Raw genomic sequence first — 21,879 nt, forward strand, 5'->3', positions numbered from 1 at the left:
TTACAACTCCTTTTCAATTGTAGGTTCAGGAATGAGAATCTCGACTTGTTGTTCGGCCAGAAAGGTTCGCCAATCTTGGGAAGGCCATTGATCTGTAATTAACATATCAACGAGTGACCAGTCCGCAAAACGATAACCATAACGCCTATCAAACTTGGAATGGTCAGCGAGTACAATAACCTGTTTCGCAGCCTGCATCATTTTGTGCTTGATCTTTCCTTCTTCTTCAGAGGCACTGAAGCCGTCCATCGTAATTCCGCCAATGCCGATAAAGGCTTTGTCTACATAATAATGGGAAAGAGTTTCAATCACTGAAGTACCATAGACGTAACGTTGCTCCTTATCGACTTTGCCGCCCAGCAAACGAATCTCGACAGCGGTATGATTGGAGAGAAGTTCAGCTGAATAAATGGAATTGGTGATGACGGTACAGGACTTGCCGTTTAGATTTTCGGCACAAGTCTGCACTGTAGTGGAAGAATCCAGAATAATGTGTTCGCCTTGGCGGACGATAGCAGCGGCTAGCTTGCCAATAGCTCTTTTTTCATCGGAAATGTGGAGCAAACGATCTTTATAGGATCGGTGCTCATCTGGTGGAACGGGGAGAATTGCACCGCCGCGCGTTCGGATAATGGCATCCTGTTCTTCAAGCTTGATCAGATCCCTTCGTGCTGTGTCCCGGGAAACGTCAAAGAGGGATACAATATCATCAGCAGAGATGCGATTGTGTTTACGCAAATGTTCAATAATCAGCTGCATTCGTTCTTCCTGAAACAAACGTGCCGCCTCCTTATACGTATCTGACCGTGTATATAACTGCTAGGTTAATTATAAGTACTAATAATGATATTTGCAATATTATAAGTGAATGTAAGTATATTTAAGTTTTTTGATATCAATTTAACAAATTGCGATGATTACGGTGATAAATTTGTGAAAGACATTTCAGGCGTGAGCACGCTCTTGACCTCATGGAGAAGGGTGAAAAGGAGTGCATAAAAAAGTTTGAAAAAAAGTGTTGCACATTTAAGTTGGCCTATGATATACTCATTCTTGTCGCCAAGAAAGACAACTTGTTTACAAGGCCCGTTGGTCAAGGGGTTAAGACACCTCCCTTTCACGGAGGTAACAGGGGTTCGAATCCCCTACGGGTCATTATCTTCACCACCTCAGGGATGTACAATCCTGATGAGGAATCCTCAAAAAGTCATAGCTCCTAAACAAAAGAGTTACGCATGGCACATCCGGTGAAGTTACAGCAAGAGCCATTAGCTCAGTTGGTAGAGCACCTGACTTTTAATCAGGGTGTCGAAGGTTCGAGCCCTTCATGGCTCACCATTTTTACAATTGAATATGCGGTCGTGGTGGAATGGCAGACACGCTATCTTGAGGGGGTAGTGGGTGTATACCCGTGGAGGTTCGAGTCCTCTCGACCGCATCACAGCAACAAACGTTATAAGATAGACTCTCATGATTATTCATGGGAGTCTATCTTTGTGTTATGAGAAATACCAGAACGTATTCCTGGGATTAAAAGGCTGAGGATTCAGGAAGGTTGTGGTATAATTTAGGTACATGTATTGATTATTACGGTTGGAAGGCGGTTCTGTATGCAGTCGATCTATGAGCGAATTGAACACCTAATTGCCGAACGAGGAATGACCAAGAAGGCTTTCTGCCAACAGCTGAAGATCAGCACGGGCAATCTGGGTGACTGGAAACGCGGTAAATCTATTCCGAGTACGAATAAACTAATTGAGATTGCTTCGTTTTTTGATGTGAGCCTTGACTGGCTCATGATTGGGCGTCCATCCAAGGAGGCGATGGTACGGGAAAAACGGGAGGATTATTTTTTTGACGTGTTGAGGCAATTGAATTGCCAAGAAAGCGAATTATCGACTGTGGAACAGTCTTTTATCAGTGAATATATTGAATTTACCCGTTATCGCAAATCCAAGGAAAGCAGGGATTCAGGCGGCTTTCGTTACAAGGGAGAAGATAAGCCCAAAGGAGACGAGCTGTTATAGTACAAGTTAGCGAAAGCTACAACTTGGCTGGATTATCTGCGTATATTATAAAAAAACCTCTGAATACATCCGAAACCCGTCGGAGAGTGGTTCAGAGGTTTTTTCTTTGGAACTCGTTGCAACATGAACATGCGATTCCGAAAGTTGTTAGTCTGATAGACGTGTAGACTTCACTTGCGGAATGTGAGGCTAGGTTTACCCAAAAGATCGGAGCGAAGGGTGTTCCAGATCTGAAGGCATTGCTCCTGAAGTTCCCAGGCAGCCATTCCGAGCAAACGAACACCAATCCCGCCTGTAGCGAGCAAGCTAGCTCCGGCAAGCATGCGACCATCTGGGGGCAAAATGGACCGTACGGACTCCAACTGTGCTGCGCCCAATCCAGGGGCGATCATCCATAAAGCCGCAGTATGGGTGTAGTCTAACAACGCTGCGGGTGATTTTGGATCGTCCGATTCTGGTTCGAGCCCGAAGCGATCCCATACGGCCAATTGCTTCCCTTGCCAGATTTCTGTCAGACTGCGATATCGCTTGAACTGAAAGACTTCTCCCCGATGAATCCGTCCAGCGGACCAGATATCCGCATACGCAAGTATTGCTTGTTCACCCAACTCGAAGGTCGTGGTGAGTGAGGATGAGCTACCTTTAAACGGAATAACGCATTCAGGGAAGTACTCCAGCACCGCTCCTTGCTCCAGCCGAAAGTGATGGTTCACAGATGACGGAATAGTAGGTGTGGGATGAAGCCTCGTGGCTGATGTGCTGCTTAGCATTAAGTGAGTGTTCTGGCCCAATTGCCATTCGGATCGATAATGGTCACCGTTCAGTACGCCTGGAGAGACGTCTGAAGTGTATACACATAATTCATCTCCGCCACCCGGAGGTCGAAAGGATCGGCTGAACCGGAGAGGGGCGCTGTAATACCGATCAGTCATGACGGTGCGCCCGCCTTGGAGGGCGAAAGTAGCCCGAAGCTCGCTGCGGCGTATCACGGCCTCTCCAGTGCTGCGATTCAGTCCATGTTCAACTCCATGTAAAGAGGAAGAGGAATTAGTGGCTATGAGTCGTTCCGTGCTCATGGGTGTGTGTATGCAGATGCGCAGCGGAAGCATCGTCATCCATATATTGATGTTCAAGCCAATGGACGATTTCGGATACCCCTTCACCGCTCATCAGGTTCGACATCACATACGGCCGTCCTTCGCGTACCCGTTCAGTATCATCCTTCATTACTTGCAGGCTTGCGCCAACATAAGGGGCAAGGTCAGTCTTGTTAATGAGCAGGAGGTCAGAACGGGTAATACCCGGACCACCTTTGCGAGGTAGTTTTTCCCCCTGAGCCACATCAATAATGTAAATGAATACGTCCGCCAGTTCCGGGCTGAATGCAGCCGAGAGATTGTCGCCGCCGCTTTCGATAAAGATCAGTTGTAGGTCCGGGAAGCGTTCAATCAACTCATCAACGGCTTCGAAATTCATTGAGGCATCCTCGCGAATAGCGGTATGTGGGCATCCTCCCGTCTCTACACCGATAATACGTTCCGGTGCGAGCGCATTCTGACGCAGCAAAATCTCGGCATCTTCCTTCGTGTATATATCATTGGTAATAACGGCCAGGCTGTAGCGTGTACGCAGTGCCTTGGACAGCTTCTCTACTAGGGCCGTTTTTCCTGAACCTACCGGCCCACCGATTCCGATTCGCATTGGTCGACTCCGATCAAATACCTTACGTTCCCATTCCGCATGATGCGTATGATTAGCTCCTCCACACATAACAAATTCCTCCTTGGTTTTGAATTAATGTAGTTAGGACATGAACAGACGGGCTGGCAGGCTCTCGTGCCGCATAGCATAGATTTCCTGGGCAATACCGAAGCTGTGCATGTCTTCCGGGTCGTTATTCCGGAATTGAGACCATTCAGAGTCGATATCATTCAAAAGTTTCTGGATCAGCATCTGTGCTTCGGTTTGCCCAATGGGCAGAAGACGCAAGGCGCTATTTACATAAGCATTAACAGAAGTGTACAGATGTCCGGTGACGGCTTCGTCCAGTCCAATTTCCAGTTGATAATTGATGTAGCCGTGAATCGTTGTAATGCCACAAAAAGCACCATGTTCCTGAACGGCTTCATCGATTAGAGAAAAGTCCATCCACGGGTAAAGTGATCTCGCGAGTTTGAGTAATCGCTTCCCCATCTTGTACCCGCTTTCCCGCAGTTCCCTGGGGGTTCGCTGGGCGTGTACACGTTTGTCGTAAAGGGCTAGAAGGGCGGCCTTTTGTTGCTCAATGGCCTGGTAGACACCTTTGATGGCGAGACCATCGAGCCGTACGAGGCTGGAATGAAGCTGGCCGCGAATGAATTGTTCGAGTTGGGCGGTGGTCCGTATCCTGCCATCATGAGTGTATGCCTCCAGACCGAACGAGTGGGAGAACCCGCCAATGGGCAGGGCAGAATCCAGCAGTTGAACATAACGGAGTAACTTCGTGCCGCTGTGCATCATCATGCGTGGCCCCCTTTGTCAAAACATGAAATAGCGTTGTGCCATCGGCAGCTCATCCGCGGGCTCGCAGGTGAGAAGCTCGCCATCAGCCCGTACCTCATAAGTTTCAGGATCGACTTCAATGCTGGGCGTCACGTCGTTGTGAATCATGTCTTTTTTGCTCACCGAACGGCAGCCTTTGACGGGTTCCACGCGCTTGTTCAAACCTAGCGCCTCCTTAATTCCCGCATCTGCTGCGGCTTGGGAGACAAAAGTGATCGACCCTTTGGCGAGTGCGCCGCCGTAAGCACCGAACATCGGCCTTCCGAATACGGGCTGCGGCGTAGGGATCGAAGCGTTGGGGTCACCCATCTGGGCGAAGGTGATCATGCCGCCCTTGATGACCATCTCGGGCTTTACCCCGAAATAGGCCGGGTTCCAGACGATCAGGTCGGCCAACTTGCCAACCTCCACGGAACCAACGAGATGGCCTATTCCGTGAGCGATAGCCGGATTGATTGTATATTTGGCGACATACCTTTTGATTCGATCGTTATCAGACGGGGAGCCTGAGGTCAGTTCAAGTTTGCCACGCTGCTTTTTCATCTTGTCGGCGGTTTGCCAGGTGCGAATAATGACTTCGCCAACACGACCCATCGCCTGCGAATCGGAACTGATGATGCTGAATACACCAAGATCATGCAAAATGTCTTCGGCCGCGATCGTTTCGGGCCGAATCCGCGAATCGGCAAAGGCAACGTCTTCAGGGATGGACGGATCCAGATGGTGACAAACCATCAGCATATCAAGATGTTCTTCTACAGTATTGCGTGTGTAAGGACGTGTTGGGTTGGTTGAAGAGGGGATGACGTAAGACTCTCCGGCAGCGCGAATAATATCCGGCGCGTGTCCGCCGCCAGCACCTTCTGTGTGGTAGGTATGAATCGTGCGTCCGTTAATGGCCGCGAGCGTATTTTCGAGAAATCCGGTCTCGTTCAGCGTATCGGTATGAATGGCTACCTGAACATCATGTTCTCCGGCTGCGGTCAGACAGGCATCGATAGCGCTTGGCGTTGTGCCCCAATCTTCATGCAGCTTCAGTCCAATGACACCGGCTTCAATCTGTTCAATTAGTGGAGCGGTGCTGGAACTGTTGCCTTTGCCGAGATAACCGATATTCATGGGAAATGCTTCTGCGGACTCCAGCATCCGGTGGATGTGCCAGGCTCCAGGTGTACAGGTGGTGGCTTTGGTTCCGGTTGCGGGTCCTGTACCGCCGCCGATCATGGTTGTTACTCCTGAAGATAATGCCGTTTGAATCTGTTGTGGACAAATAAAATGAATATGGGTATCAATGCCTCCTGCGGTCACAATCATGCCTTCCCCGGCAATGATTTCGGTCGATGCGCCAATAACCAGCGCGGGATCGACTCCATCCATCGTATCCGGGTTGCCGGATTTGCCGATTGCGCAGATGAGGCCATCGCGAATACCGATGTCCGCTTTTACAATCCCCCAATGATCGATGATGATGGCGTTGGTGATGACTGTATCAGGCGTTCCATCACTGCGAAGGGCAGATGTGGACTGGCCCATCCCGTCCCGAATAACTTTGCCACCGCCGAATTTGCTTTCATCCCCATAGACAGCATAATCATGCTCAATCTCTGCCCATAGTTCTGTATCCGCCAGTCTGACGGCATCCCCGGTTGTGGGTCCAAACATGGACGCGTATTGTTCGCGGCTCATTCGTTTCATAAAGGTTCCCCTCCGTCCTGCATAGGGGGAGCAAATGCCTTCAGAAATGTTTCCAGTTTCTGTGGATCAGGTGGCTGATCTGCCGATCCTTCGGTTAATCCGTTAAATCCATAAATCTGACGTTTGCCACCAAATGTGGTGAGTTCGACCGGTTTTTCTTCACCAGGTTCAAAACGAACAGCGGTGCCTGCCGGAATATGCAGGCGGTGCCCAAAAGCGGAAGGGCGATCAAAGTCCAGCGCAGCATTGACTTCATAGAAGTGAACGTGAGAACCGACCTGAACGGGACGATCGCCGCGGTTTAGTATAATCAGACGCACGGTTGAGCGATCGGGATGACAGACGATTTCATCATCCTGTTTTAAGCGATATTCACCAGGGATCATGGAGTTCTCCTGCCTTTCTCAGCGTATAGGTTCATGGACAGTGACCAGTTTTGTTCCGTCAGGAAAAGTGGCTTCCACCTGTACCTCAGGGATCATATCGGGTACACCTTCCATGCAGTCTTCGCGTGTCAGGATCGTGCCGCCGTATCTCATCAACTCTGCAACACTCATGCCGTCGCGTGCACGTTCCATGAGCTCGGAGGTCAATAATGCGATAGCTTCAGGAACATTCAGTTTAAGTCCGCGTCCTCTGCGTTCGCGGGCGAGGTTAGCAGCCACGGTAATCAGGAGTTTTTCTTTTTCCTGCTCAGTCCAGTGCAAGGTAATCCGACCTTTCCCTTAGATAGTCTATGTCGTCATGGATCATGTTATATGTTAAATATACTCACACAGGGTGGACCCTTTGTCAATATGGTTCCAATTATATTAGCAGCATGCATGAAAAAAGTATGCATAAAATAAAATTGTGTAAGCATTATTGACACGGTGAGTGTAAGACTCCATAATTTGGATCAACGAACATTTCGGACATATATGACCTTAATGTTCGTCAATAGACTAAAAAAAGGGAGTGTAGGCTATTGAAGAAGAGGTCGGTCAAGTTATGGAGTGTTTTGCTCGGTGCAGTCATTGCGTTGACAGGATGTGTGGAAGGTGGCACGCCGCCTGAGGCGTCGAGTTCCGGTGGGGCGGGAGAACCAGCTTCATCCGGAGATACGATTAAAGTAGGTGTTCTTCACTCCCTAAGTGGAACGATGGCGATCAGTGAAGTGTCCGTTAAGGATGCGGAGATGCTTGCCATTGAAGAGATCAATGCAGCGGGCGGAGTTCTGGGTAAACAGATCGAGCCTGTGATTGAGGACGGTGCTTCCGATTGGCCTACATTTGCGGAGAAGGCTGGAAAGTTGCTGCAGCAGGATAAAGTAGCCGCTGTATTCGGTGGATGGACCTCTGCGAGTAGGAAAGCGATGCTTCCGGTGTTTGAGCAGAACAAGGGTCTGTTGTTTTACCCAGTGCAATATGAAGGATTGGAATCATCACCAAACATTTTTTACACAGGAGCCACAACGAATCAACAGATCGTACCGTCCGTAACTTGGTTGCTGGAGAACAGGGGCAAGAAGTTTTACCTGCTGGGTTCGGATTATGTTTTTCCGAAAACGGCCAATCAGGTCATTAAGGCCCAGCTTGCGGCTGAGGGTGGCGAAGTGGTAGGCGAAGAATATACACCGCTGGGGCACACGGATTACAGTACGATTATCAGCAAAATCAAGGCTGCCAAGCCGGATATTGTATACAACACACTGAATGGAGACAGTAATGTTGCGTTTTTCAAACAATTGAAGGATGCCGGGATCTCTTCCGAACAGTTGACAACTCTGTCAGTGAGTGTGGCGGAGGAAGAAATTCGGGGGATTGGTGCGGATGTACTGAAAGGGCATTTGGCCTCCTGGAACTATTATCAGACAACAGATACACCTGAAAATAAAACATTTGTAGAGAAATATAAAGAAAAATATGGAGCTGACCGGGTGACGGCCGATCCGATTGAAGCGGGATATGTGGCAGTTTATCTGTGGAAAGCAACCGTGGAAAAAGCCGGATCAACCGATGTTGAAAAGGTGAAGGAGGCCGCCAAAGGTCTGGAATTCGATGCACCGGAAGGAAAAGTGACGGTGGACGGAGAGAACCAGCATATCTACAAAACGGTGCGGATTGGCGAAGTGCAGGAAGATGGACAATTCAAGGAATTGTGGAACTCCGGCGCACCAGTCAAACCTGATCCGTATCTGAAAACGTACGAATGGGGTGCTTCCCTCAGTACCAAATAGCATGGGCATCTCACGTCAAAACTGCTGAATAACAGACGAGGGTGAGACAACACACCCTCTTACAACATCACAGTAAAGCGTTGATGCGAAATATGAGTGGTATCTTGTATAAAATTTCAGATGTTCACAGCATGAGGAGGGAAAGGCGATGGATATGTTTGTCCTGCAAATGTTCAATGGGTTAAGCATCAGTTCCATCCTGCTGCTGATTGCGTTGGGACTCGCGGTTACATTTGGATTGATGAATGTCATTAACATGGCTCATGGTGAATTGATCATGATCGGCGCTTACGCTACGTATGTGACGCAAAACCTGTTCATTTCGTATGCTCCGCAAGCGTGGTTTGATGTCTATTTTATTGTGGCTCTGCCTATCGCCTTTGGTGTGGCGGCTCTTATAGGCTGGTTGCTGGAAGTGGTGCTGATCAGGCATCTATATGGGAGGCCGCTCGACAGTCTGCTTGCTACATGGGGCGTAGGCATGATGCTGCAACAATTGGCTCGAACGATATTTGGGGCGCCAAATGTAGGGGTATCCAGTCCGGCTTGGCTTAACGGAGGTCTGACCATCGCGGACGATATTGTCTTTCCGTATAAACGTCTTTTCATTATCGCGCTGGTTGCGGTTGTACTGCTGTGTATGTATTTGTACATCTATCGGACTTCATCCGGGAGACGGATGAGGGCTGTGATGCAGAATCGGAGTATGGCGGGTTGTCTCGGGATCTCTACCAGACGAGTTGATGGCATGACGTTTGCTATTGGTTCGGGTATCGCCGGCATTGCCGGATGTGCGTTGACACTTATTGGCCCAATTGGACCCTCGCTGGGTACGTATTATATCGTGGATGCGTTCATGGTGGTTGTACTGGGCGGTGTCGGGAAACTGGTGGGAACCGTGTGTGGTGCACTCGGAATTGGCATGTTTAATACGTTATTCGAAACGTATACTTCCGCCTCCATTGGCAAGGTGCTGGTATTTGTCTGTATTGTAGCTTTTCTGCAATGGAAGCCGCGCGGGCTCGTTGCCATGCGGACCCGGAGTCTGGATTAATGCGAAGAAGGGGGTTATATGATGTCGGCGCTTCTCAAGACGGGTAGTCTGAAAATGAAGATCATCTGGGCGGTTGTCCTGATCATGATGTGTCTGGCTCCACTCATTTCCACGGAATTCCGGCTTAGTCTGTTGGCGAAATTCCTGGCCCTGGCCATTCTGGCGATCGGTCTTGATCTGATCTGGGGATATGGAGGAGTACTTAGTCTGGGGCATGGCGTATTCTTCGGACTTGGTGGGTACGCCATGGCGATGTATCTGAAGCTCCAGGCTAGTGGTACAACACTTCCAGACTTTATGGGATGGAGTGGTCTTAGCGGTCTGCCGTGGTTCTGGGAACCGTTCAGGTCATTTCCGGTGGCGTTATTGCTAGGCATTGCCCTTCCGGCATTGCTGGCCTTTGCCCTGGGGTGGTTCACGTTCCGTAACCGGATCACCGGTGTGTATTTTACAATCCTGACCCAAGCTTTAGTCCTCATTATAGTAACGTTGTTTGTAGGCAAACAGGAATGGACGGGAGGGACCAACGGTATAACGGGGTATAACGCGATCTTTGGTTTTACCCTTCATTCGGCAGGGACAACGATTGCTCTCTACTATATAACGCTTGCCGTTCTGGTGCTCGCCTATATGCTTTGTCGCCGGGTTGTGAACAGCAGGTTCGGTCAGGTGCTAGAAGCTGCGCGGGATGGGGAGAATCGGGTTCGCTTTCTTGGATATGACCCGGCAGGGTTCAAAACGCTGGCCTTCGCCCTTTCCGGAGCGCTTGCGGGAATCGCTGGTATGTTATTTGTGCTCCAGGTAGGGATCATCTCACCTTCCATGATGGGGATCGTGCCTTCGATTGAAATGGTGTTATGGGTTGCCTTGGGAGGTCGTGGAACTCTAATTGGTGCTGTGATCGGAGCTGTGGTGCTGAACACAGCCAAAACGGGCATCAGTGAAGCTTATCCGGAAGGGTGGTTGTTTGTCATTGGTGGGCTCTTTGTAACGGTGGTCTTGTTCATGCCGAATGGGCTTGTTGGTGTATACCGTCATGTGGTGCGCTTGCTGAAACGGAGAGGAGAGGTTGTGCATGTTCCAGTCAGTCAGGAAAAACCAAAAGTCTACTGACATTCCGGTAGTCCTGGTCGCTGAGGAAATTACGGTGGCGTTTGGTGGTTTTGTTGCGGTCAAAGGCATGAATCTGAAGCTGCATGAACATGATCTGCATTTTCTGATTGGGCCCAATGGTGCGGGAAAAACAACGATGCTGGATGTGATTTGCGGCAAAACCAAGCCCTTGTCCGGTACAGTGAAGATGGCGGATGGTACGGATCTGACACGTCTGAAGGAGCACCAGATTGTTCGAAAAGGGGTAGGGCGCAAGTTCCAGGCTCCATCGATCTTTGCTGGTCTGACTGTGCAGGAGAACCTGACGCTTGCTGCGGAGACTCGTCGTTCTCCGTTACATGCTCTAGGCATTCAGCGGTATGCGAAAATAAGTCCGGCCATGGAGCGGATTACGCTCCAGATTGGTTTGCAGGACCGTGTGGATGCACGTGCAGGGGCACTATCACATGGGGAAAAGCAGTGGCTTGAGATTGGTATGCTGCTCCTGCAGGAACCCCGTGTATTGCTGCTGGATGAACCGGCAGCGGGGATGACGGACGAAGAAACACACAAGACGGGTCGCCTACTGCAGGAGATTGCGCGAGAAAGGTCTGTTGTGGTAGTGGAGCATGATATGGAGTTTGTTCGCGAGTATGCAGCCAAAGTGACGGTGATGCATGAAGGCAAGCTTCTGAAGGAAGGTACGATGGCGGAAGTACAGGAAGATCCGAGAGTGGCTGAAGTGTACCTGGGCAAAAGGAGGGATGACCATGCTGTCGCTGCAACGAATTGAGTCCGGTTATGGAGAGAGCAATGTGCTGCGCGGTGTGAATCTGGATGTCCAGCCAGGTCAGGTGGTATGCCTGATGGGACGTAATGGTGTAGGGAAAACCACCTTGATGAAGACATTGATGGGGCTTCTTAAAACGCGCAAAGGAAGTATTCAGTGGAAAGGTCAGGAATTATCCACCCACGATCCGGCCAAGCGGGCCAGGTCGGGGATTGGATATGTGCCGCAGGGACGGGAAATCTTCCCGCAGCTTACGGTAAAGGAAAATCTGCTGCTGGGTCTGGAGACCAGTGGCGCAGGGGTAAAGACGTTCCCAGAGGATGTGCTGGCGATGTTTCCGGTGCTTGCCACGATGTATGGACGGCAGGGTGGCGATCTGAGTGGCGGGCAGCAACAGCAGCTGGCATTTGCCCGCGCGCTGGCTTCCCGGCCTGGATTATTGCTTCTGGATGAACCGACAGAAGGCATCCAACCTTCCATCGTAGAGGATATCCGGCAGGTCATTTTGCAAATTAAGGAAAAGGGTGAAATCTCCATCTTACTGGTGGAGCAAAGCATTGATTTTGTACGCGGTGCTGCAGATTATATCTATGTAATGGACAAAGGAGCAATTGCACTGCAAGGAACACCGCGAGAATTGGATATGTCGCAGTTTGAGCACCATCTGTCTGTGTAGCTTAGGTTCATGGCGTAGGATGAGTTCAGGAGCGCTTGTCCAGAATGTTGGAGTACTTCGGATAAAGTCTTCGGATGCAATCCGGGCAGATATCATGGGTGAATTCGGCATGGGTGTGCTTCTCCAAATAACTCTCAACAGAGTTCCAGCTGTCCTGTTCATCCTTAATCTGTTTGCAGACAGCGCAGATGGGAAGCAGTCCACGCAAGGTTCGCACTTCGGACAGGGCCTTCTTCAATTGGCGCTCTGTCTGTTTCTGTTCGGTAACATCCGTATGTGCAATCAATGCGAGATCAGACAGCAGGGATGGGTCGGCCTGAATCAATGGGGTGAGTTCCAGGCGGAACCACCGCTGTTCGTTGTGGGCAGTTTGAACGGAGATGTCGTATGTATAACTGTCTTTAAAAGGTGCAGTGATACTTTTCAACTCCTGAACAATCTTCGCATTCTTTGCTTTTTCCTCGCGTAATGTCCACCCCTCTACAAGATGAAGGTAATGAGGTGGTACAGGTGCTGTTCTGGAGGGGCCTGATACGCTTGGTTTGGGAAGCGATTGCCCGAGTCCATGTTGCCAAGCGGTGTTGCAGCTTCGAATGATCCAGTTGTGGTCGACGATGATAAGCTGGTGTTGCATGGACTGGAACGATAATCTCTCCAGATCGGATATTAAGTATCTCATGAAATGAGCTCCTCCTTGGCAGAAATCTTATCTTAAATCATCTGGAATTTCCAAAATGTCTGCGACCTGGTTCCTGAACCGGGTTGCTTTGCGTGTGCCGTGAATGAGATTGGACAGACGATATGGCGGAATGCCATACTGTTCACAAAATGTCTTTTGGTCGACCTGGAGTTCGGTTAGTCGGCGTTTAATGGCCCATCCGAAAGGAGTCACAGGTTTCTTTTTGTTCAAAAGGGTTCACCCCTCGTTGGAATGTAGTGTTCAGCTGGTTATTCTTGGTGTAAAATATATAGATATGCGAGCTGTATGTTTTATTATATACGTATTTGCGTCATCTAACAATTAAAAAAGACGGAAATAAGTGTATTTTAATATGTTAAATGGCGTAAATACGTTAAATATACAAAATAATTGACATAAAAAACACGCCAGCAATGAGGTTGCGGCGTGTTTTTATATTTTACTGTGTGAGGAGGTGGGTTGTATGAAGAAAAAGGGGATGGGAATTAGGCTCTGTATGCGTGAAGCCCTGCTCCAAGCATGTGAAAGCTTGGGAACAACGTTTTCGTGGACATTGAGGTTGGTTGTACCAGTCCATCCGCAGCAGAGGCGCTGACGGTATGCCATTCATGCTCCAGGTCTGCGGCCAGGCGAACCAACAGGTCCTGGGTTGTATCGGTGTTAAGGGGAATCGCTTTGGAGGCTTCAGTTATGCAGGCACTCATGGCTGAATGCAGATAACCAAGGACCGCCTCCTCGACAGGGATTTCGAGGTGGTGGTTAATCCAGGCGTGAACGGTGGAGAGGCAGCCAACGGATTCATACTTAGCCAGGGTTTGTTCGAGAAGGCTAAAATCAATCCAGGGGTGGAGTGCACGAGCCAGCTTAATCAGTCGTTTGCCCATTGTGGAGGCATGTTCTCTGAGATTGACTGGGGTCCGCTGGACATGGACAAGCTTGTCGATGAGGGCTGTACGCCATGCGTCATTGTGATCTGCGGCGGTGTATATACCTTTAATCGCCATACCTTCCAAACGCACGATGCTGGGGTGCAATTGACAGCGCATGAATGATTCGAGATCTTCAGCACTACGAATGGTACCTTCAGCGATATGGGCATCCATACCGAAGGAATGGGTGAACCCTCCGACCTGGATAGAGGAATCAAGCAGTTTGACATAATCGAGCAGCTTATTCCCACGGTTCACAATCTTTCGCCTCCTACGTTCGTTAAATGTAATATTAAATAACATTTATACTCCATTTTGATTCGCTTTATGTTTGTAAATCCGAATTATATGATATATATATTCACATAAATATCCGCTTTTTGTCAATAGTTTCTTGGTTTTTTAAATATTAAATCTATTCAATGTTATTTTATATAACTTAATGAGTTATGTTGAGCTAAGAGGATGTGAAGGATGGAAATACTAATAAAGTAGAGTGATCAGCCTAATCGGGTATACAAACGAGATCAAATTTAATCATATGCACTTCGTAGGAGAAAATGACGAGATTATACGATTTATGGAAGAGAAAAGCGCAGTTAAAATGATATTAAGAAAAATGCTTTACTTTTAAACATGAACCGGGTATAATCAATTCTGTTGCCGATTATTTATGACATGCGGTCGTGGTGGAATGGCAGACACGCTATCTTGAGGGGGTAGTGGGTGTATACCCGTGGAGGTTCGAGTCCTCTCGACCGCATCATAAGAACGATTAAGAAGAAGCTTCCCGTATGGGGAGCTTCTTTTTTTATGCTTTTTTACAATAAAGATGGGTCCAGACAAAAAAAGGTCACCCGTTTCCCCTGAATACATGTTCATTCTGTCTACCGGGGTCGGATGGCCTTCACTTGTTATTTAAGCAATTCTTTGATGTCCGCTTCAATTTTATCAGGTGTTGTTTTGGGAGCATACCGTTTCAGAACACGTCCGTTCTGATCCACAAGGAATTTGGTGAAGTTCCATTTGATGGCTTTGGAGCCGAGTACGCCTGGCGCTTCTTTGGTAAGGTGCTGGAATAGAGGATGAGCGCTTGAACCATTCACATCGATCTTCTCAAACATCGGGAAGCTAACACCATAGTTCATCTGACAGAACTCGGCAATATCATCAGAAGAGCCTTTTTCCTGTGCAAACTGGTTGCTTGGAAAACCAAGAACTTCAAATGGGGAGTCTTTAAACTTGTCCTGAAGTTCTTGCAGACCTTTGAATTGAGGTGTGAGGCCGCATTGGCTTGCTGTATTCACGATAAGCAGTACTTTGTCACTATAGTTGGACATTTCAACTTCCTGACCGCGAAGGGTGTTTACTTTGTAGTCGTAGACTGACATGAAAATCTCCTCCATTTCATATTCTTCTATCTTCTATTATATTGATTGCAATTAAATATTGCAAAATTAATATTGATTTTTTAACTCAATTTGAAGCTGTCGTGTATGATCTGTGACTGATTTGCTACCTGAATTTCGCTAAAGAGAGAATTAGAGAGCTTTGAAGAGATGGGTAGAGAATGGATGTGTTGTAAGCGCTATTATTGATGTGAAATGGCAAAAATCCGTCGATTCGGTGATCTGCGCAGACTTTACACCAATATGGCACGGGTGTATGATTCATATCGTAATTCCAATTCTAATTAAATTTTACATGAAAAACGAAACAAACGATAATATCGCTCTGATTAATGATTATAAAGGAACGATGTTTTAATCGCTGAGTTTCCATTCATTCATGGGTGGGAAACGGGGGAACCAACAGGATGAACTGTCCAGGACAGTAGGCATCCATGGGGTGAATTTTCCGGTGACAGCCGGAAATAGGGCGACTCTCGCGCCCGAATCCGTCAGCTAACCTCGTAAGCGTTAAAGGGAGAGGCAACAAGCCGTACGCTGGTTCATAGTGTCTTTTTGCTATGGATTATTGAAGAAGCGTCCGGGAGGCCTTGGTCCCCCACGCTTCTTTTTTGTTGTCTTTTCACGCCAAGGGAGGAACGAATGATGGATAAAGAGATGATCTTAGTGACTGCTCCAAATGAAGCAGGACGTAAATTTATCAAATTGCTGATGTACAAAAAAATGCCGTTTGCCGTTCTGACCAACAGTGCAGGGGAAGAGCGCAGGCTCCGGAGAATCGGTGTGGAGCATGTCATTCGCATGAACACGGCTGCAGCTCAGAAATGGTTTTTGCCGCAAGACAGTGTCGGCAATGTTTTTATTTTTGAAAATAGCCTAAACCTGACCTGTCGATATTTGCAGATCTGCCGCTCTTGGACATCCAAGTCCCTGTGTGTCATTACGGAACAAAGCCATCCCAAAGGGATCTATCGGGGAATGGGAGCAGACCGTATTGTATATTCCTTGAATGGGGAAGTTGGGTTTCTGCTTAATGGCTAGTGGCTAGTACTATTCCTGTGATTGATCCAGTGTCAGCTGCCTGTTATAATTGAAATCATAAATAAACGGAATCTTGAGGAGACTCATGCATGATGGTGGGTCTTCTTTTTTATGGTTTGGGAAATGGGGATATGAATTTCCTGTGGCTAACGAGGAGGAATAGGCGTGCCGGATGTACGTGGAATACAATGGTTGTTCTTTGATGTGGGGGATACGCTCGTGGACGAATGGGAGCCGGTAGATGATATTATCGGTCAGTTCGTTCGTGAAGCTTGTGCGCTTGGTTATCAGGTGGAGATGCAGACGGTACGAGATATATTTGCCGCCTCCTACCGAAATTACGAGCAATGGCCGATGAAATTGGCTATTCGTACCCTTATTAGCGATGAGGGGCACCGGGAACAGATACAGGAGAAGCTGAAGTTTCGCAAAGAGCTTGAGCACCCCTTCGCGTCAGCTGACACTGTTCTCCAGACGTTGTCGCAGCATTATAAGATTGGTATCATTGCCAATCAGAGCCCGGGGACGGAAAATCGGCTGGATAGCTACGGCTTGCGCAAGTATGTGGATGTGCTGGCCTGTTCGGCTGAAGAAGGAGTGTCCAAGCCTGATCCTGAATTGTATGCTGTAGCGTTGAAACAGGCGGGATGTAAACCTGAGGAAGCGGTCATGATCGGCGACAGGATTGATAATGATATTATTCCGGCTAAGAAGCTGGGTATGCACACGATCCGGATTTTGCAGGGTTATGGCAGGTTCCAGCCGGAGCTTGCGGATGCAGAGCGTCCAGATTGGACTATTGAATCACTGGAGGAGCTTCTTCCATTGTTAATGGTAACTCAAAATTCAGACAACTAAATAAGAGCAGTATTTAAGAACTAATCGGTATGGATTAGACTGCTGCTCAAACATATAAAAGGCTGATCGTCTCAAGGGATACGTTACTTGAGTTGATCAGCCTTTTTGAGTTAGACAAAATACCGCGTAGTTCCATTTAACCTAGAACAACAGAATGGTCTGGATAATCAGATACACATTCAGGACAACGATAACTCCGGCAATGATCCAGGAGATGATTTTGAGCCACAGCTTGTTGGCAAAAGCTCCCATGCTTTTTTTGTCACTCGTAAACATTACCAGTGGAATGACGGCAAAGGGCAGCTGCAGCGACAGCACAACCTGGCTCAGAATCAGCAGTTCTTCTGTTCCGTGCTCTCCGGCAATAGCTGTTACGATAACGGCCGGGATGATTGCAATCAGACGTGTAACCAGTCGACGAAGCCACGCCGGAATACGAATGTTCAGGAAGCCTTCCATTACAATCTGTCCGGACAACGTGCCGGTGAGAGTTGAGTTCTGGCCTGAAGCCAGCAGGGCTACACCGAACAGAATGCTGGCGATGGTGGTTCCCAGCAGAGGTGTCAGCAGATGGTATGCATCTGTAATTTCCGCGACCTGGGTCATGCCTACACTATGGAACACGGCAGCAGACACAATCAGGATGGCTGCATTGATGAACAAGGCTAGCGTTAAAGCGATGGTTGAATCCATGGTGGAATACAGAATCGCTTCTTTTTTCCCTTTGGGCGTCTGTTCAATCTGACGGGTCTGCACGATGGAAGAATGCAGATAGAGATTATGTGGCATAACCGTTGCCCCAATAATCCCGATGGCAATGTAGAGCATAGCTGGATTTTGCAAAATCTCGACATTTGGTACAAAACCATGCATGACGCCGCCCATATCCGGTTTAGCGAGAAACAGGTCAATCCCGAAGCAGAGGGCGATGGTCGCCATCAGCACAATAACGAGGGATTCCAATGCGCGAAAGCCTTTATTTTGCAGTAAAAGAATGACCAGTACATCGACAGCGGTAATAATGACGCCGTATAACATGGGAATGTTGAACAACAGCTTGAGCGCAATGGCTGAACCAATAACCTCGGCAAGGTCGGTGGCTGCAATCGCAAGCTCACACAAAATCCATAACACTATTACAACAGGCATGCTGAACCGTTCGCGGCAGGCTTGCGCCAAATCCCGTCCTGTGACAATCCCGAGCTTGCCAGCGAGAGACTGCAATACAACAGCCATCAGGTTCGAAATCAGAATAACGGACAATAACGTATAACCGAATTGTGAACCACCCGCAATATCAGTTGCCCAGTTCCCGGGATCCATATATCCAACGGCAACGAGGTAACCTGGTCCAACAAAAGCTAGGAACTTTTTCCACCAAGCAGCGTTCTGAGGCACCTTCATGGAGCTGTGGGCTTCCCCGAGAGATGGGGCCATGCCCGCAGCCAATGGCTCATTTGAAGGAGCATTGAACGGATTCTTTTTACTCATAATATAATCACCCGACTTTGAAGTATTGATATTCTATATGAAGAGGAACGGTGTCATTCCTTTGATTAAATTTGAACTTTAAAACCAAAATCAAAAGCGTAATTAAACTACTTTTGATATGTCTAAACGTTTATGTTGATACTTACATTGTACTCCTTCAATTATTTTTGTCTAGTGCAACTTTTGTGTATGAGGACAAAATTTACCGGAGAGTGAATTGTGCCTTAGTATATTACCCAACCCTGGATAAATTACCTGTATTCATCCCCAATGCATGAAAAAGATAAAGATGTAAAAGCTGAATAAGGACCAACAACGTTTCAAAATGAGCCAGAAGTTTAAATTGAATTGTAGGCAACAAAAAACTTAAAGGTGAAGGAGAGATTCGTAATGGAAGCTTTATATACAGCAACAGCGACAGTCAAAGGTGGACGTACAGGTTCGGTGGCTTCATCGGATGGAGTGCTCAAGCATGATCTGAAAATGCCAAAAGAACTTGGAGGCTCCGGTGGTGAAGGGACCAATCCTGAGCAGCTTTTTGCAGCGGGGTACGGTGCATGTTATGAAAGTGCTCTTGCCAATGTGGCACGCAAAGCGGGCGTGAAGTTGGAGAATGTGGTGGTAACAAGTAATGTATCCATCGGGAAAGATCCGGCGGATGATGGTTTCCAACTGTCTGTACGTTTGGATGTAAGCATGCCTGGCGTGGATCACAGTCAAGCAGAGGATCTTGCCCGCAAGGCACATGATTTCTGTCCTTACTCCAAAGCAACCCGCGGCAATATAGATGTGGTACTTAATGTAGTTTAAGACCTGACTCGTAGGAGTAAAGGGAACATATAGAGCAGGGTATCTTTGGATACCTAATGTTCGAGTACAAGACCCTGCTGGCCTTCGGCAGGGTTTTGTATTTTATAATACAGATGAGATGCAGGAGATTGCATGTTGAACAGCGTACTATTTTACATAATCTACTCTTGCTTGAAGTCATGCATTCGAATAAGGGGGAACGACAATGAGTATTGAAGAGATGATAGAACGACGATTTGTATGTACCAAATGCAGGGGTACGGATTGCAATATTAAGGAAGTATCCATGTCAGGAGCGGGACTTAGCAAAATGTTTGATATTCAGCATAATCATTATCTCTTCGTCGCCTGTTCTTCCTGTGGATATGTTGAAGTATTCGATCCGGATGTGTTGAAAGGGAAAAAACAGGGTCAGGTGGGCACCATTCTTGATATTCTATTTGGCGGGTAAATGTGCATTGAGTTGACATCGAACTAAAATTTCTTTAATATGATTTAGTACTAAGAAGTGTCATTGCATGAACCAAATTTGAATTAACAGGTGATATTCATGTCTTATAGACCGCGTATTGCAAATTTAGAATTAGCTAGTGGCAACAAGGAAGACGGATTGTATGAATTTAAAATGAAATTGGTAGACGGTACACAATGCCGTGTATTCTACTCCCATTCCCCGGAATGGAAGCTGACCAATATCAGCCGTCTACAGAAAACACCTTGTCCGGTATGTCGCAAAGATTTCATTTGCAAATGCATGGACCAGTGGGCTGGTGACCTGCATCAACAGATGATCGACGACCAATGGATGGAAAAGGCAATTGCCGAGTAATTGCCAAAACAGATACGAGCGTGGGCATAGAGCCTGCGCTCTTTTTCTATTTTCCGTTACACTTAAATAAAATGTAAAAAAAGCGACCGGGTTGGCTCAAAACGGGTAAGTTACACTAATAGCACACATGAGGAGGCCACGATTATGACAGCAAATCAAACAGATCAGCATCAGGGACACCCGATTGTGCTTGTGGACGGAGTCTGTCATTTCTGCCAAGGATTAACGAAGTGGATTATCAAGCGTGACCCCGAGGGGAAGTATCATTTTGCATCACTTCAATCGGATGTAGCGAAAAAATTGCTGGAGAAGGGCAATCTGTCCACAGACAGCATGGATACTTTTGTACTCATTGAGGATGGAAAATATTATACACGTTCAACCGCAGCGCTGCGTCTGGCCAAAGGATTGAAATTCCCCTATCCATTATTGTATGTGTTGATTATTGTACCGAAATTTATTCGAAATGCCATATATAACACGGTAGCTCGCAACCGATATCGCTGGTTCGGTAAAGATGAAGCGTGCATGCTGCCTACACCTGAAATTAAGGATCGCTTCCTTTGAAAGGCTGAAGTGTGACATATTTTATCGGTGACGATTGATTAATAACGGAAATAATTGGGTAATGAGTACGGATCAATTCTATTTTGGGAGGCAAATAACTTGAAGAAGTGGACTACATTAATTATTGGGGCATTATTAGCAGTAAGCATGACAGCTTGCGGAAGCGATGCAGATAACAGTACAGCAACGCCGCCAGCTGGAAACGAAACGTCTAACGAGGGGAATACAACTGCGGAGCAGGAGACAAAGATCCCTACATTGGACGAGTTAATTGAGAAAACGAATGCAGCGACTAAAGACATGAAAAGCTTCACTACGGAAGCCAATATCGATCAAAATTTGAAACTGGTGGCTGGCGAGCAGTCTCAGGATCAACAGGTGAAAACATCGCTGAAGATGGATATCATCAAAGATCCGATGATGATCTATCAGGAGATGAAAATGGAAATGTCCGGACAGGAAGCGCAGAACGTGAAGCAGTACATCACTTCGGATAAGATTTATTCGCAGGTGGGGGACCAATGGGTCAAAATCCCTGACGAACAAACGAAACCGCTGATTGAGCAGATGCAGGCAAGCATGAATCCGGAAGGTGAGCTGGAGCAATTCAAAAAGATTGACGAAGACACCAAAATTACGGAAGAAGGCGACAACTATGTCATTAACGCTGATGTGTCCGGTGATAACGTGAAGGAGCTGGCCAAAGCGGTCATGGAGCAAAACGGATCGGATGCCCAAACTCAAGCGATGCTTGATCAAATGAATATTACCAGCATGAAAATGAAATATATGATCAACAAAGAAACTTACCTGCCTGCAAGTACGGATGTCAACATGGTCATGGATATGGAGCAGGAGGGACAGAAAATCTCGATGGACATGAAAATGACCAGCACGTTCTCCAACCATAATGGCGTGGAAGAGATCAAGATCCCGCAAGAAGCATTGGATAGTGCTAAATAAAAAGCGTGCGGATAAGCAGGTGTGATTCTCTCTGATGAGAAGTTAGCCTGGTTAAAGCAACTATGATGTGGATCTTCTGGAGAAGGCACTTCTGATATGAATTTGTGTGAACCGACAGGTTCGGCGGATTTGAATCAGGGGTGTTTTTCTTTTTTTTGTATGCGTTGTGGTCAGAGTCCGAGGTGTTAT

General features: G+C 47.5%; 25 protein-coding genes, 4 tRNA genes, 1 pseudogene and 1 riboswitch. Of the genes and pseudogenes, 18 read left to right on the forward strand and 12 right to left on the reverse strand.

The window, feature by feature from the left end; all coding sequences use genetic code 11:
- Positions 1 to 777 carry a DeoR/GlpR family DNA-binding transcription regulator gene (locus AC3ITG_RS06765; RefSeq protein WP_413376173.1) on the reverse strand — a complete coding sequence of 259 codons (777 nt, stop codon included), beginning with the start codon at positions 775 to 777 and terminating at the stop codon, positions 1 to 3.
- Between the two features lie 306 nt (positions 778 to 1,083).
- Between AC3ITG_RS06765 and AC3ITG_RS06770 the strand changes: the two genes are divergently transcribed.
- The 4 genes from AC3ITG_RS06770 to AC3ITG_RS06785 all read left to right on the forward strand — a co-directional run bounded on the left by AC3ITG_RS06770 (position 1,084) and on the right by AC3ITG_RS06785 (position 2,027).
- A tRNA-Glu gene (locus AC3ITG_RS06770) sits at positions 1,084 to 1,155 on the forward strand.
- Between the two features lie 107 nt (positions 1,156 to 1,262).
- Positions 1,263 to 1,338: transfer RNA gene (locus tag AC3ITG_RS06775), tRNA-Lys, on the forward strand.
- A 17-nt stretch (positions 1,339 to 1,355) separates the two neighbouring features.
- A tRNA-Leu gene (locus tag AC3ITG_RS06780) sits at positions 1,356 to 1,438 on the forward strand.
- A gap of 172 nt (positions 1,439 to 1,610) precedes the next feature.
- Complete coding sequence (locus AC3ITG_RS06785; protein WP_489253227.1) at positions 1,611 to 2,027, forward strand: helix-turn-helix domain-containing protein; 417 nt, start codon at positions 1,611 to 1,613, stop codon at positions 2,025 to 2,027.
- A gap of 170 nt (positions 2,028 to 2,197) precedes the next feature.
- Here AC3ITG_RS06785 and AC3ITG_RS06790 read toward each other — a convergent pair whose 3' ends face one another.
- Genes AC3ITG_RS06790 through AC3ITG_RS06815 form a run of 6 tightly spaced genes read right to left on the reverse strand, consistent with a single transcriptional unit; the run spans position 2,198 to position 6,970 of the window.
- Positions 2,198 to 3,142, reverse strand: a complete 945-nt coding sequence (locus AC3ITG_RS06790) for an urease accessory protein UreD (protein WP_489253228.1) — start codon at positions 3,140 to 3,142, stop codon at positions 2,198 to 2,200.
- Positions 3,075 to 3,797: an urease accessory protein UreG gene (gene ureG / locus AC3ITG_RS06795; RefSeq protein ID WP_053781689.1), complete on the reverse strand. Its 723-nt coding sequence runs from the start codon at positions 3,795 to 3,797 to the stop codon at positions 3,075 to 3,077. Before ureG ends, AC3ITG_RS06790 begins: the two co-directional genes overlap by 68 nt.
- A gap of 33 nt (positions 3,798 to 3,830) precedes the next feature.
- The gene (locus AC3ITG_RS06800; RefSeq protein WP_489253229.1) at positions 3,831 to 4,529 is read right to left on the reverse strand and encodes an urease accessory protein UreF; all 699 of its coding nucleotides are present in this window, start codon (positions 4,527 to 4,529) and stop codon (positions 3,831 to 3,833) included.
- 15 nt (positions 4,530 to 4,544) lie between these two features.
- A complete protein-coding gene (ureC, locus tag AC3ITG_RS06805; RefSeq protein ID WP_489253230.1) occupies positions 4,545 to 6,263 on the reverse strand; it encodes an urease subunit alpha in 1,719 nt (572 codons plus the stop codon).
- The gene (locus AC3ITG_RS06810) at positions 6,260 to 6,649 is read right to left on the reverse strand and encodes an urease subunit beta (RefSeq protein ID WP_489253231.1); all 390 of its coding nucleotides are present in this window, start codon (positions 6,647 to 6,649) and stop codon (positions 6,260 to 6,262) included. Before AC3ITG_RS06810 ends, ureC begins: the two co-directional genes overlap by 4 nt.
- An 18-nt stretch (positions 6,650 to 6,667) precedes the next feature.
- On the reverse strand, positions 6,668 to 6,970 hold the full coding sequence (locus tag AC3ITG_RS06815) for an urease subunit gamma (RefSeq protein WP_076291707.1): 303 nt from the start codon (positions 6,968 to 6,970) through the stop codon (positions 6,668 to 6,670).
- 260 nt (positions 6,971 to 7,230) lie between these two features.
- Between AC3ITG_RS06815 and urtA the strand changes: the two genes are divergently transcribed.
- From urtA to urtE, 5 genes are all read left to right on the forward strand, one after another.
- Positions 7,231 to 8,481, forward strand: a complete 1,251-nt coding sequence (gene urtA, locus AC3ITG_RS06820; protein ID WP_489253232.1) for an urea ABC transporter substrate-binding protein — start codon at positions 7,231 to 7,233, stop codon at positions 8,479 to 8,481.
- 148 nt (positions 8,482 to 8,629) lie between these two features.
- Positions 8,630 to 9,535 (forward strand): urea ABC transporter permease subunit UrtB, encoded by a 906-nt coding sequence (urtB, locus tag AC3ITG_RS06825; RefSeq protein ID WP_413376189.1) that lies wholly within the window; start codon positions 8,630 to 8,632, stop codon positions 9,533 to 9,535.
- Between the two features lie 18 nt (positions 9,536 to 9,553).
- Positions 9,554 to 10,648: an urea ABC transporter permease subunit UrtC gene (urtC, locus tag AC3ITG_RS06830; protein ID WP_489253233.1), complete on the forward strand. Its 1,095-nt coding sequence runs from the start codon at positions 9,554 to 9,556 to the stop codon at positions 10,646 to 10,648.
- Positions 10,611 to 11,420, forward strand: a complete 810-nt coding sequence (urtD, locus tag AC3ITG_RS06835) for an urea ABC transporter ATP-binding protein UrtD (protein WP_413376193.1) — start codon at positions 10,611 to 10,613, stop codon at positions 11,418 to 11,420. The genes urtC and urtD overlap by 38 nt, the downstream gene beginning before the upstream one ends.
- A complete protein-coding gene (gene urtE / locus AC3ITG_RS06840) occupies positions 11,398 to 12,093 on the forward strand; it encodes an urea ABC transporter ATP-binding subunit UrtE (protein WP_413376195.1) in 696 nt (231 codons plus the stop codon). Before urtD ends, urtE begins: the two co-directional genes overlap by 23 nt.
- A gap of 25 nt (positions 12,094 to 12,118) precedes the next feature.
- On the opposite strand, the gene AC3ITG_RS06845 is transcribed toward urtE, so the two are convergent.
- The 3 genes from AC3ITG_RS06845 to AC3ITG_RS06855 all read right to left on the reverse strand — a co-directional run bounded on the left by AC3ITG_RS06845 (position 12,119) and on the right by AC3ITG_RS06855 (position 13,980).
- A complete protein-coding gene (locus tag AC3ITG_RS06845) occupies positions 12,119 to 12,772 on the reverse strand; it encodes a nitrogen regulation protein NR(II) (RefSeq protein ID WP_413376197.1) in 654 nt (217 codons plus the stop codon).
- 27 nt (positions 12,773 to 12,799) lie between these two features.
- Positions 12,800 to 13,003, reverse strand: a complete 204-nt coding sequence (locus AC3ITG_RS06850) for a hypothetical protein (RefSeq protein WP_063564423.1) — start codon at positions 13,001 to 13,003, stop codon at positions 12,800 to 12,802.
- Positions 13,004 to 13,278: 275 nt separating this feature from the next.
- Complete coding sequence (locus tag AC3ITG_RS06855; protein WP_413376199.1) at positions 13,279 to 13,980, reverse strand: urease accessory protein UreF; 702 nt, start codon at positions 13,978 to 13,980, stop codon at positions 13,279 to 13,281.
- 422 nt (positions 13,981 to 14,402) lie between these two features.
- On the opposite strand from AC3ITG_RS06855, the gene AC3ITG_RS06860 reads away from it, so the two are divergent.
- Positions 14,403 to 14,485: transfer RNA gene (locus AC3ITG_RS06860), tRNA-Leu, on the forward strand.
- A gap of 137 nt (positions 14,486 to 14,622) precedes the next feature.
- Positions 14,623 to 14,721: a hypothetical protein gene (locus tag AC3ITG_RS06865; RefSeq protein WP_420800378.1), complete on the forward strand. Its 99-nt coding sequence runs from the start codon at positions 14,623 to 14,625 to the stop codon at positions 14,719 to 14,721.
- A gap of 80 nt (positions 14,722 to 14,801) precedes the next feature.
- Here AC3ITG_RS06865 and AC3ITG_RS06870 read toward each other — a convergent pair.
- A pseudogene (locus AC3ITG_RS06870) lies at positions 14,802 to 15,128 on the reverse strand (glutathione peroxidase); the annotation flags it as partial.
- A gap of 352 nt (positions 15,129 to 15,480) precedes the next feature.
- Positions 15,481 to 15,656, forward strand: a riboswitch (cyclic di-AMP (ydaO/yuaA leader).
- A gap of 117 nt (positions 15,657 to 15,773) precedes the next feature.
- Here AC3ITG_RS06870 and AC3ITG_RS06875 point away from each other — a divergent pair.
- Positions 15,774 to 16,172 carry an HAD family hydrolase gene (locus AC3ITG_RS06875; RefSeq protein ID WP_413376201.1) on the forward strand — a complete coding sequence of 133 codons (399 nt, stop codon included), beginning with the start codon at positions 15,774 to 15,776 and terminating at the stop codon, positions 16,170 to 16,172.
- Positions 16,173 to 16,337: 165 nt separating this feature from the next.
- Entirely contained in the window at positions 16,338 to 17,030 is a 693-nt protein-coding gene (locus AC3ITG_RS06880) for an HAD family hydrolase (RefSeq protein ID WP_489253234.1), read from the forward strand.
- 141 nt (positions 17,031 to 17,171) lie between these two features.
- On the opposite strand, the gene AC3ITG_RS06885 is transcribed toward AC3ITG_RS06880, so the two are convergent.
- Positions 17,172 to 18,467 (reverse strand): Nramp family divalent metal transporter, encoded by a 1,296-nt coding sequence (locus tag AC3ITG_RS06885; protein ID WP_489254430.1) that lies wholly within the window; start codon positions 18,465 to 18,467, stop codon positions 17,172 to 17,174.
- 444 nt (positions 18,468 to 18,911) lie between these two features.
- On the opposite strand from AC3ITG_RS06885, the gene AC3ITG_RS06890 reads away from it, so the two are divergent.
- From AC3ITG_RS06890 to AC3ITG_RS06910, 5 genes are all read left to right on the forward strand, one after another.
- A complete protein-coding gene (locus AC3ITG_RS06890) occupies positions 18,912 to 19,331 on the forward strand; it encodes an organic hydroperoxide resistance protein (protein WP_063564421.1) in 420 nt (139 codons plus the stop codon).
- Positions 19,332 to 19,536: 205 nt separating this feature from the next.
- Positions 19,537 to 19,782, forward strand: a complete 246-nt coding sequence (locus tag AC3ITG_RS06895) for a zinc ribbon domain-containing protein (RefSeq protein ID WP_024629326.1) — start codon at positions 19,537 to 19,539, stop codon at positions 19,780 to 19,782.
- Positions 19,783 to 19,881: 99 nt separating this feature from the next.
- Positions 19,882 to 20,160, forward strand: coding sequence for a hypothetical protein (locus AC3ITG_RS06900; RefSeq protein ID WP_024629327.1), 279 nt, complete (start codon positions 19,882 to 19,884; stop codon positions 20,158 to 20,160).
- Between the two features lie 144 nt (positions 20,161 to 20,304).
- Positions 20,305 to 20,727: a thiol-disulfide oxidoreductase DCC family protein gene (locus AC3ITG_RS06905; RefSeq protein WP_064639995.1), complete on the forward strand. Its 423-nt coding sequence runs from the start codon at positions 20,305 to 20,307 to the stop codon at positions 20,725 to 20,727.
- Positions 20,728 to 20,826: 99 nt separating this feature from the next.
- On the forward strand, positions 20,827 to 21,690 hold the full coding sequence (locus tag AC3ITG_RS06910; RefSeq protein ID WP_489253235.1) for a DUF6612 family protein: 864 nt from the start codon (positions 20,827 to 20,829) through the stop codon (positions 21,688 to 21,690).
- The last annotated feature ends 189 nt before the right edge of the window (positions 21,691 to 21,879 follow it).

The sequence above is a fragment of the Paenibacillus sp. GL_099_B genome, from assembly GCF_057835695.1.

What these genes read in the sequence shown, in the direction of transcription:
- AC3ITG_RS06785 (WP_489253227.1), top strand. Translation starts at nt 1,611, where the DNA reads ATGCAGTCGATCTATGAGCGAATTGAACACCTAATTGCCGAACGAGGA.
- AC3ITG_RS06790 (WP_489253228.1), bottom strand. Translation starts at nt 3,142, where the DNA reads ATGACGATGCTTCCGCTGCGCATCTGCATACACACACCCATGAGCACG.
- ureG (WP_053781689.1), bottom strand. Translation starts at nt 3,797, where the DNA reads ATGTGTGGAGGAGCTAATCATACGCATCATGCGGAATGGGAACGTAAG.
- AC3ITG_RS06800 (WP_489253229.1), bottom strand. Translation starts at nt 4,529, where the DNA reads ATGATGATGCACAGCGGCACGAAGTTACTCCGTTATGTTCAACTGCTG.
- ureC (WP_489253230.1), bottom strand. Translation starts at nt 6,263, where the DNA reads ATGAAACGAATGAGCCGCGAACAATACGCGTCCATGTTTGGACCCACA.
- AC3ITG_RS06810 (WP_489253231.1), bottom strand. Translation starts at nt 6,649, where the DNA reads ATGATCCCTGGTGAATATCGCTTAAAACAGGATGATGAAATCGTCTGT.
- urtB (WP_413376189.1), top strand. Translation starts at nt 8,630, where the DNA reads ATGGATATGTTTGTCCTGCAAATGTTCAATGGGTTAAGCATCAGTTCC.
- urtC (WP_489253233.1), top strand. Translation starts at nt 9,554, where the DNA reads ATGATGTCGGCGCTTCTCAAGACGGGTAGTCTGAAAATGAAGATCATC.
- urtD (WP_413376193.1), top strand. Translation starts at nt 10,611, where the DNA reads ATGTTCCAGTCAGTCAGGAAAAACCAAAAGTCTACTGACATTCCGGTA.
- urtE (WP_413376195.1), top strand. Translation starts at nt 11,398, where the DNA reads ATGCTGTCGCTGCAACGAATTGAGTCCGGTTATGGAGAGAGCAATGTG.
- AC3ITG_RS06845 (WP_413376197.1), bottom strand. Translation starts at nt 12,772, where the DNA reads ATGAGATACTTAATATCCGATCTGGAGAGATTATCGTTCCAGTCCATG.
- AC3ITG_RS06865 (WP_420800378.1), top strand. Translation starts at nt 14,623, where the DNA reads ATGGCCTTCACTTGTTATTTAAGCAATTCTTTGATGTCCGCTTCAATT.
- AC3ITG_RS06875 (WP_413376201.1), top strand. Translation starts at nt 15,774, where the DNA reads ATGATGGATAAAGAGATGATCTTAGTGACTGCTCCAAATGAAGCAGGA.
- AC3ITG_RS06885 (WP_489254430.1), bottom strand. Translation starts at nt 18,467, where the DNA reads ATGGCCCCATCTCTCGGGGAAGCCCACAGCTCCATGAAGGTGCCTCAG.
- AC3ITG_RS06890 (WP_063564421.1), top strand. Translation starts at nt 18,912, where the DNA reads ATGGAAGCTTTATATACAGCAACAGCGACAGTCAAAGGTGGACGTACA.
- AC3ITG_RS06895 (WP_024629326.1), top strand. Translation starts at nt 19,537, where the DNA reads ATGAGTATTGAAGAGATGATAGAACGACGATTTGTATGTACCAAATGC.
- AC3ITG_RS06900 (WP_024629327.1), top strand. Translation starts at nt 19,882, where the DNA reads ATGTCTTATAGACCGCGTATTGCAAATTTAGAATTAGCTAGTGGCAAC.
- AC3ITG_RS06905 (WP_064639995.1), top strand. Translation starts at nt 20,305, where the DNA reads ATGACAGCAAATCAAACAGATCAGCATCAGGGACACCCGATTGTGCTT.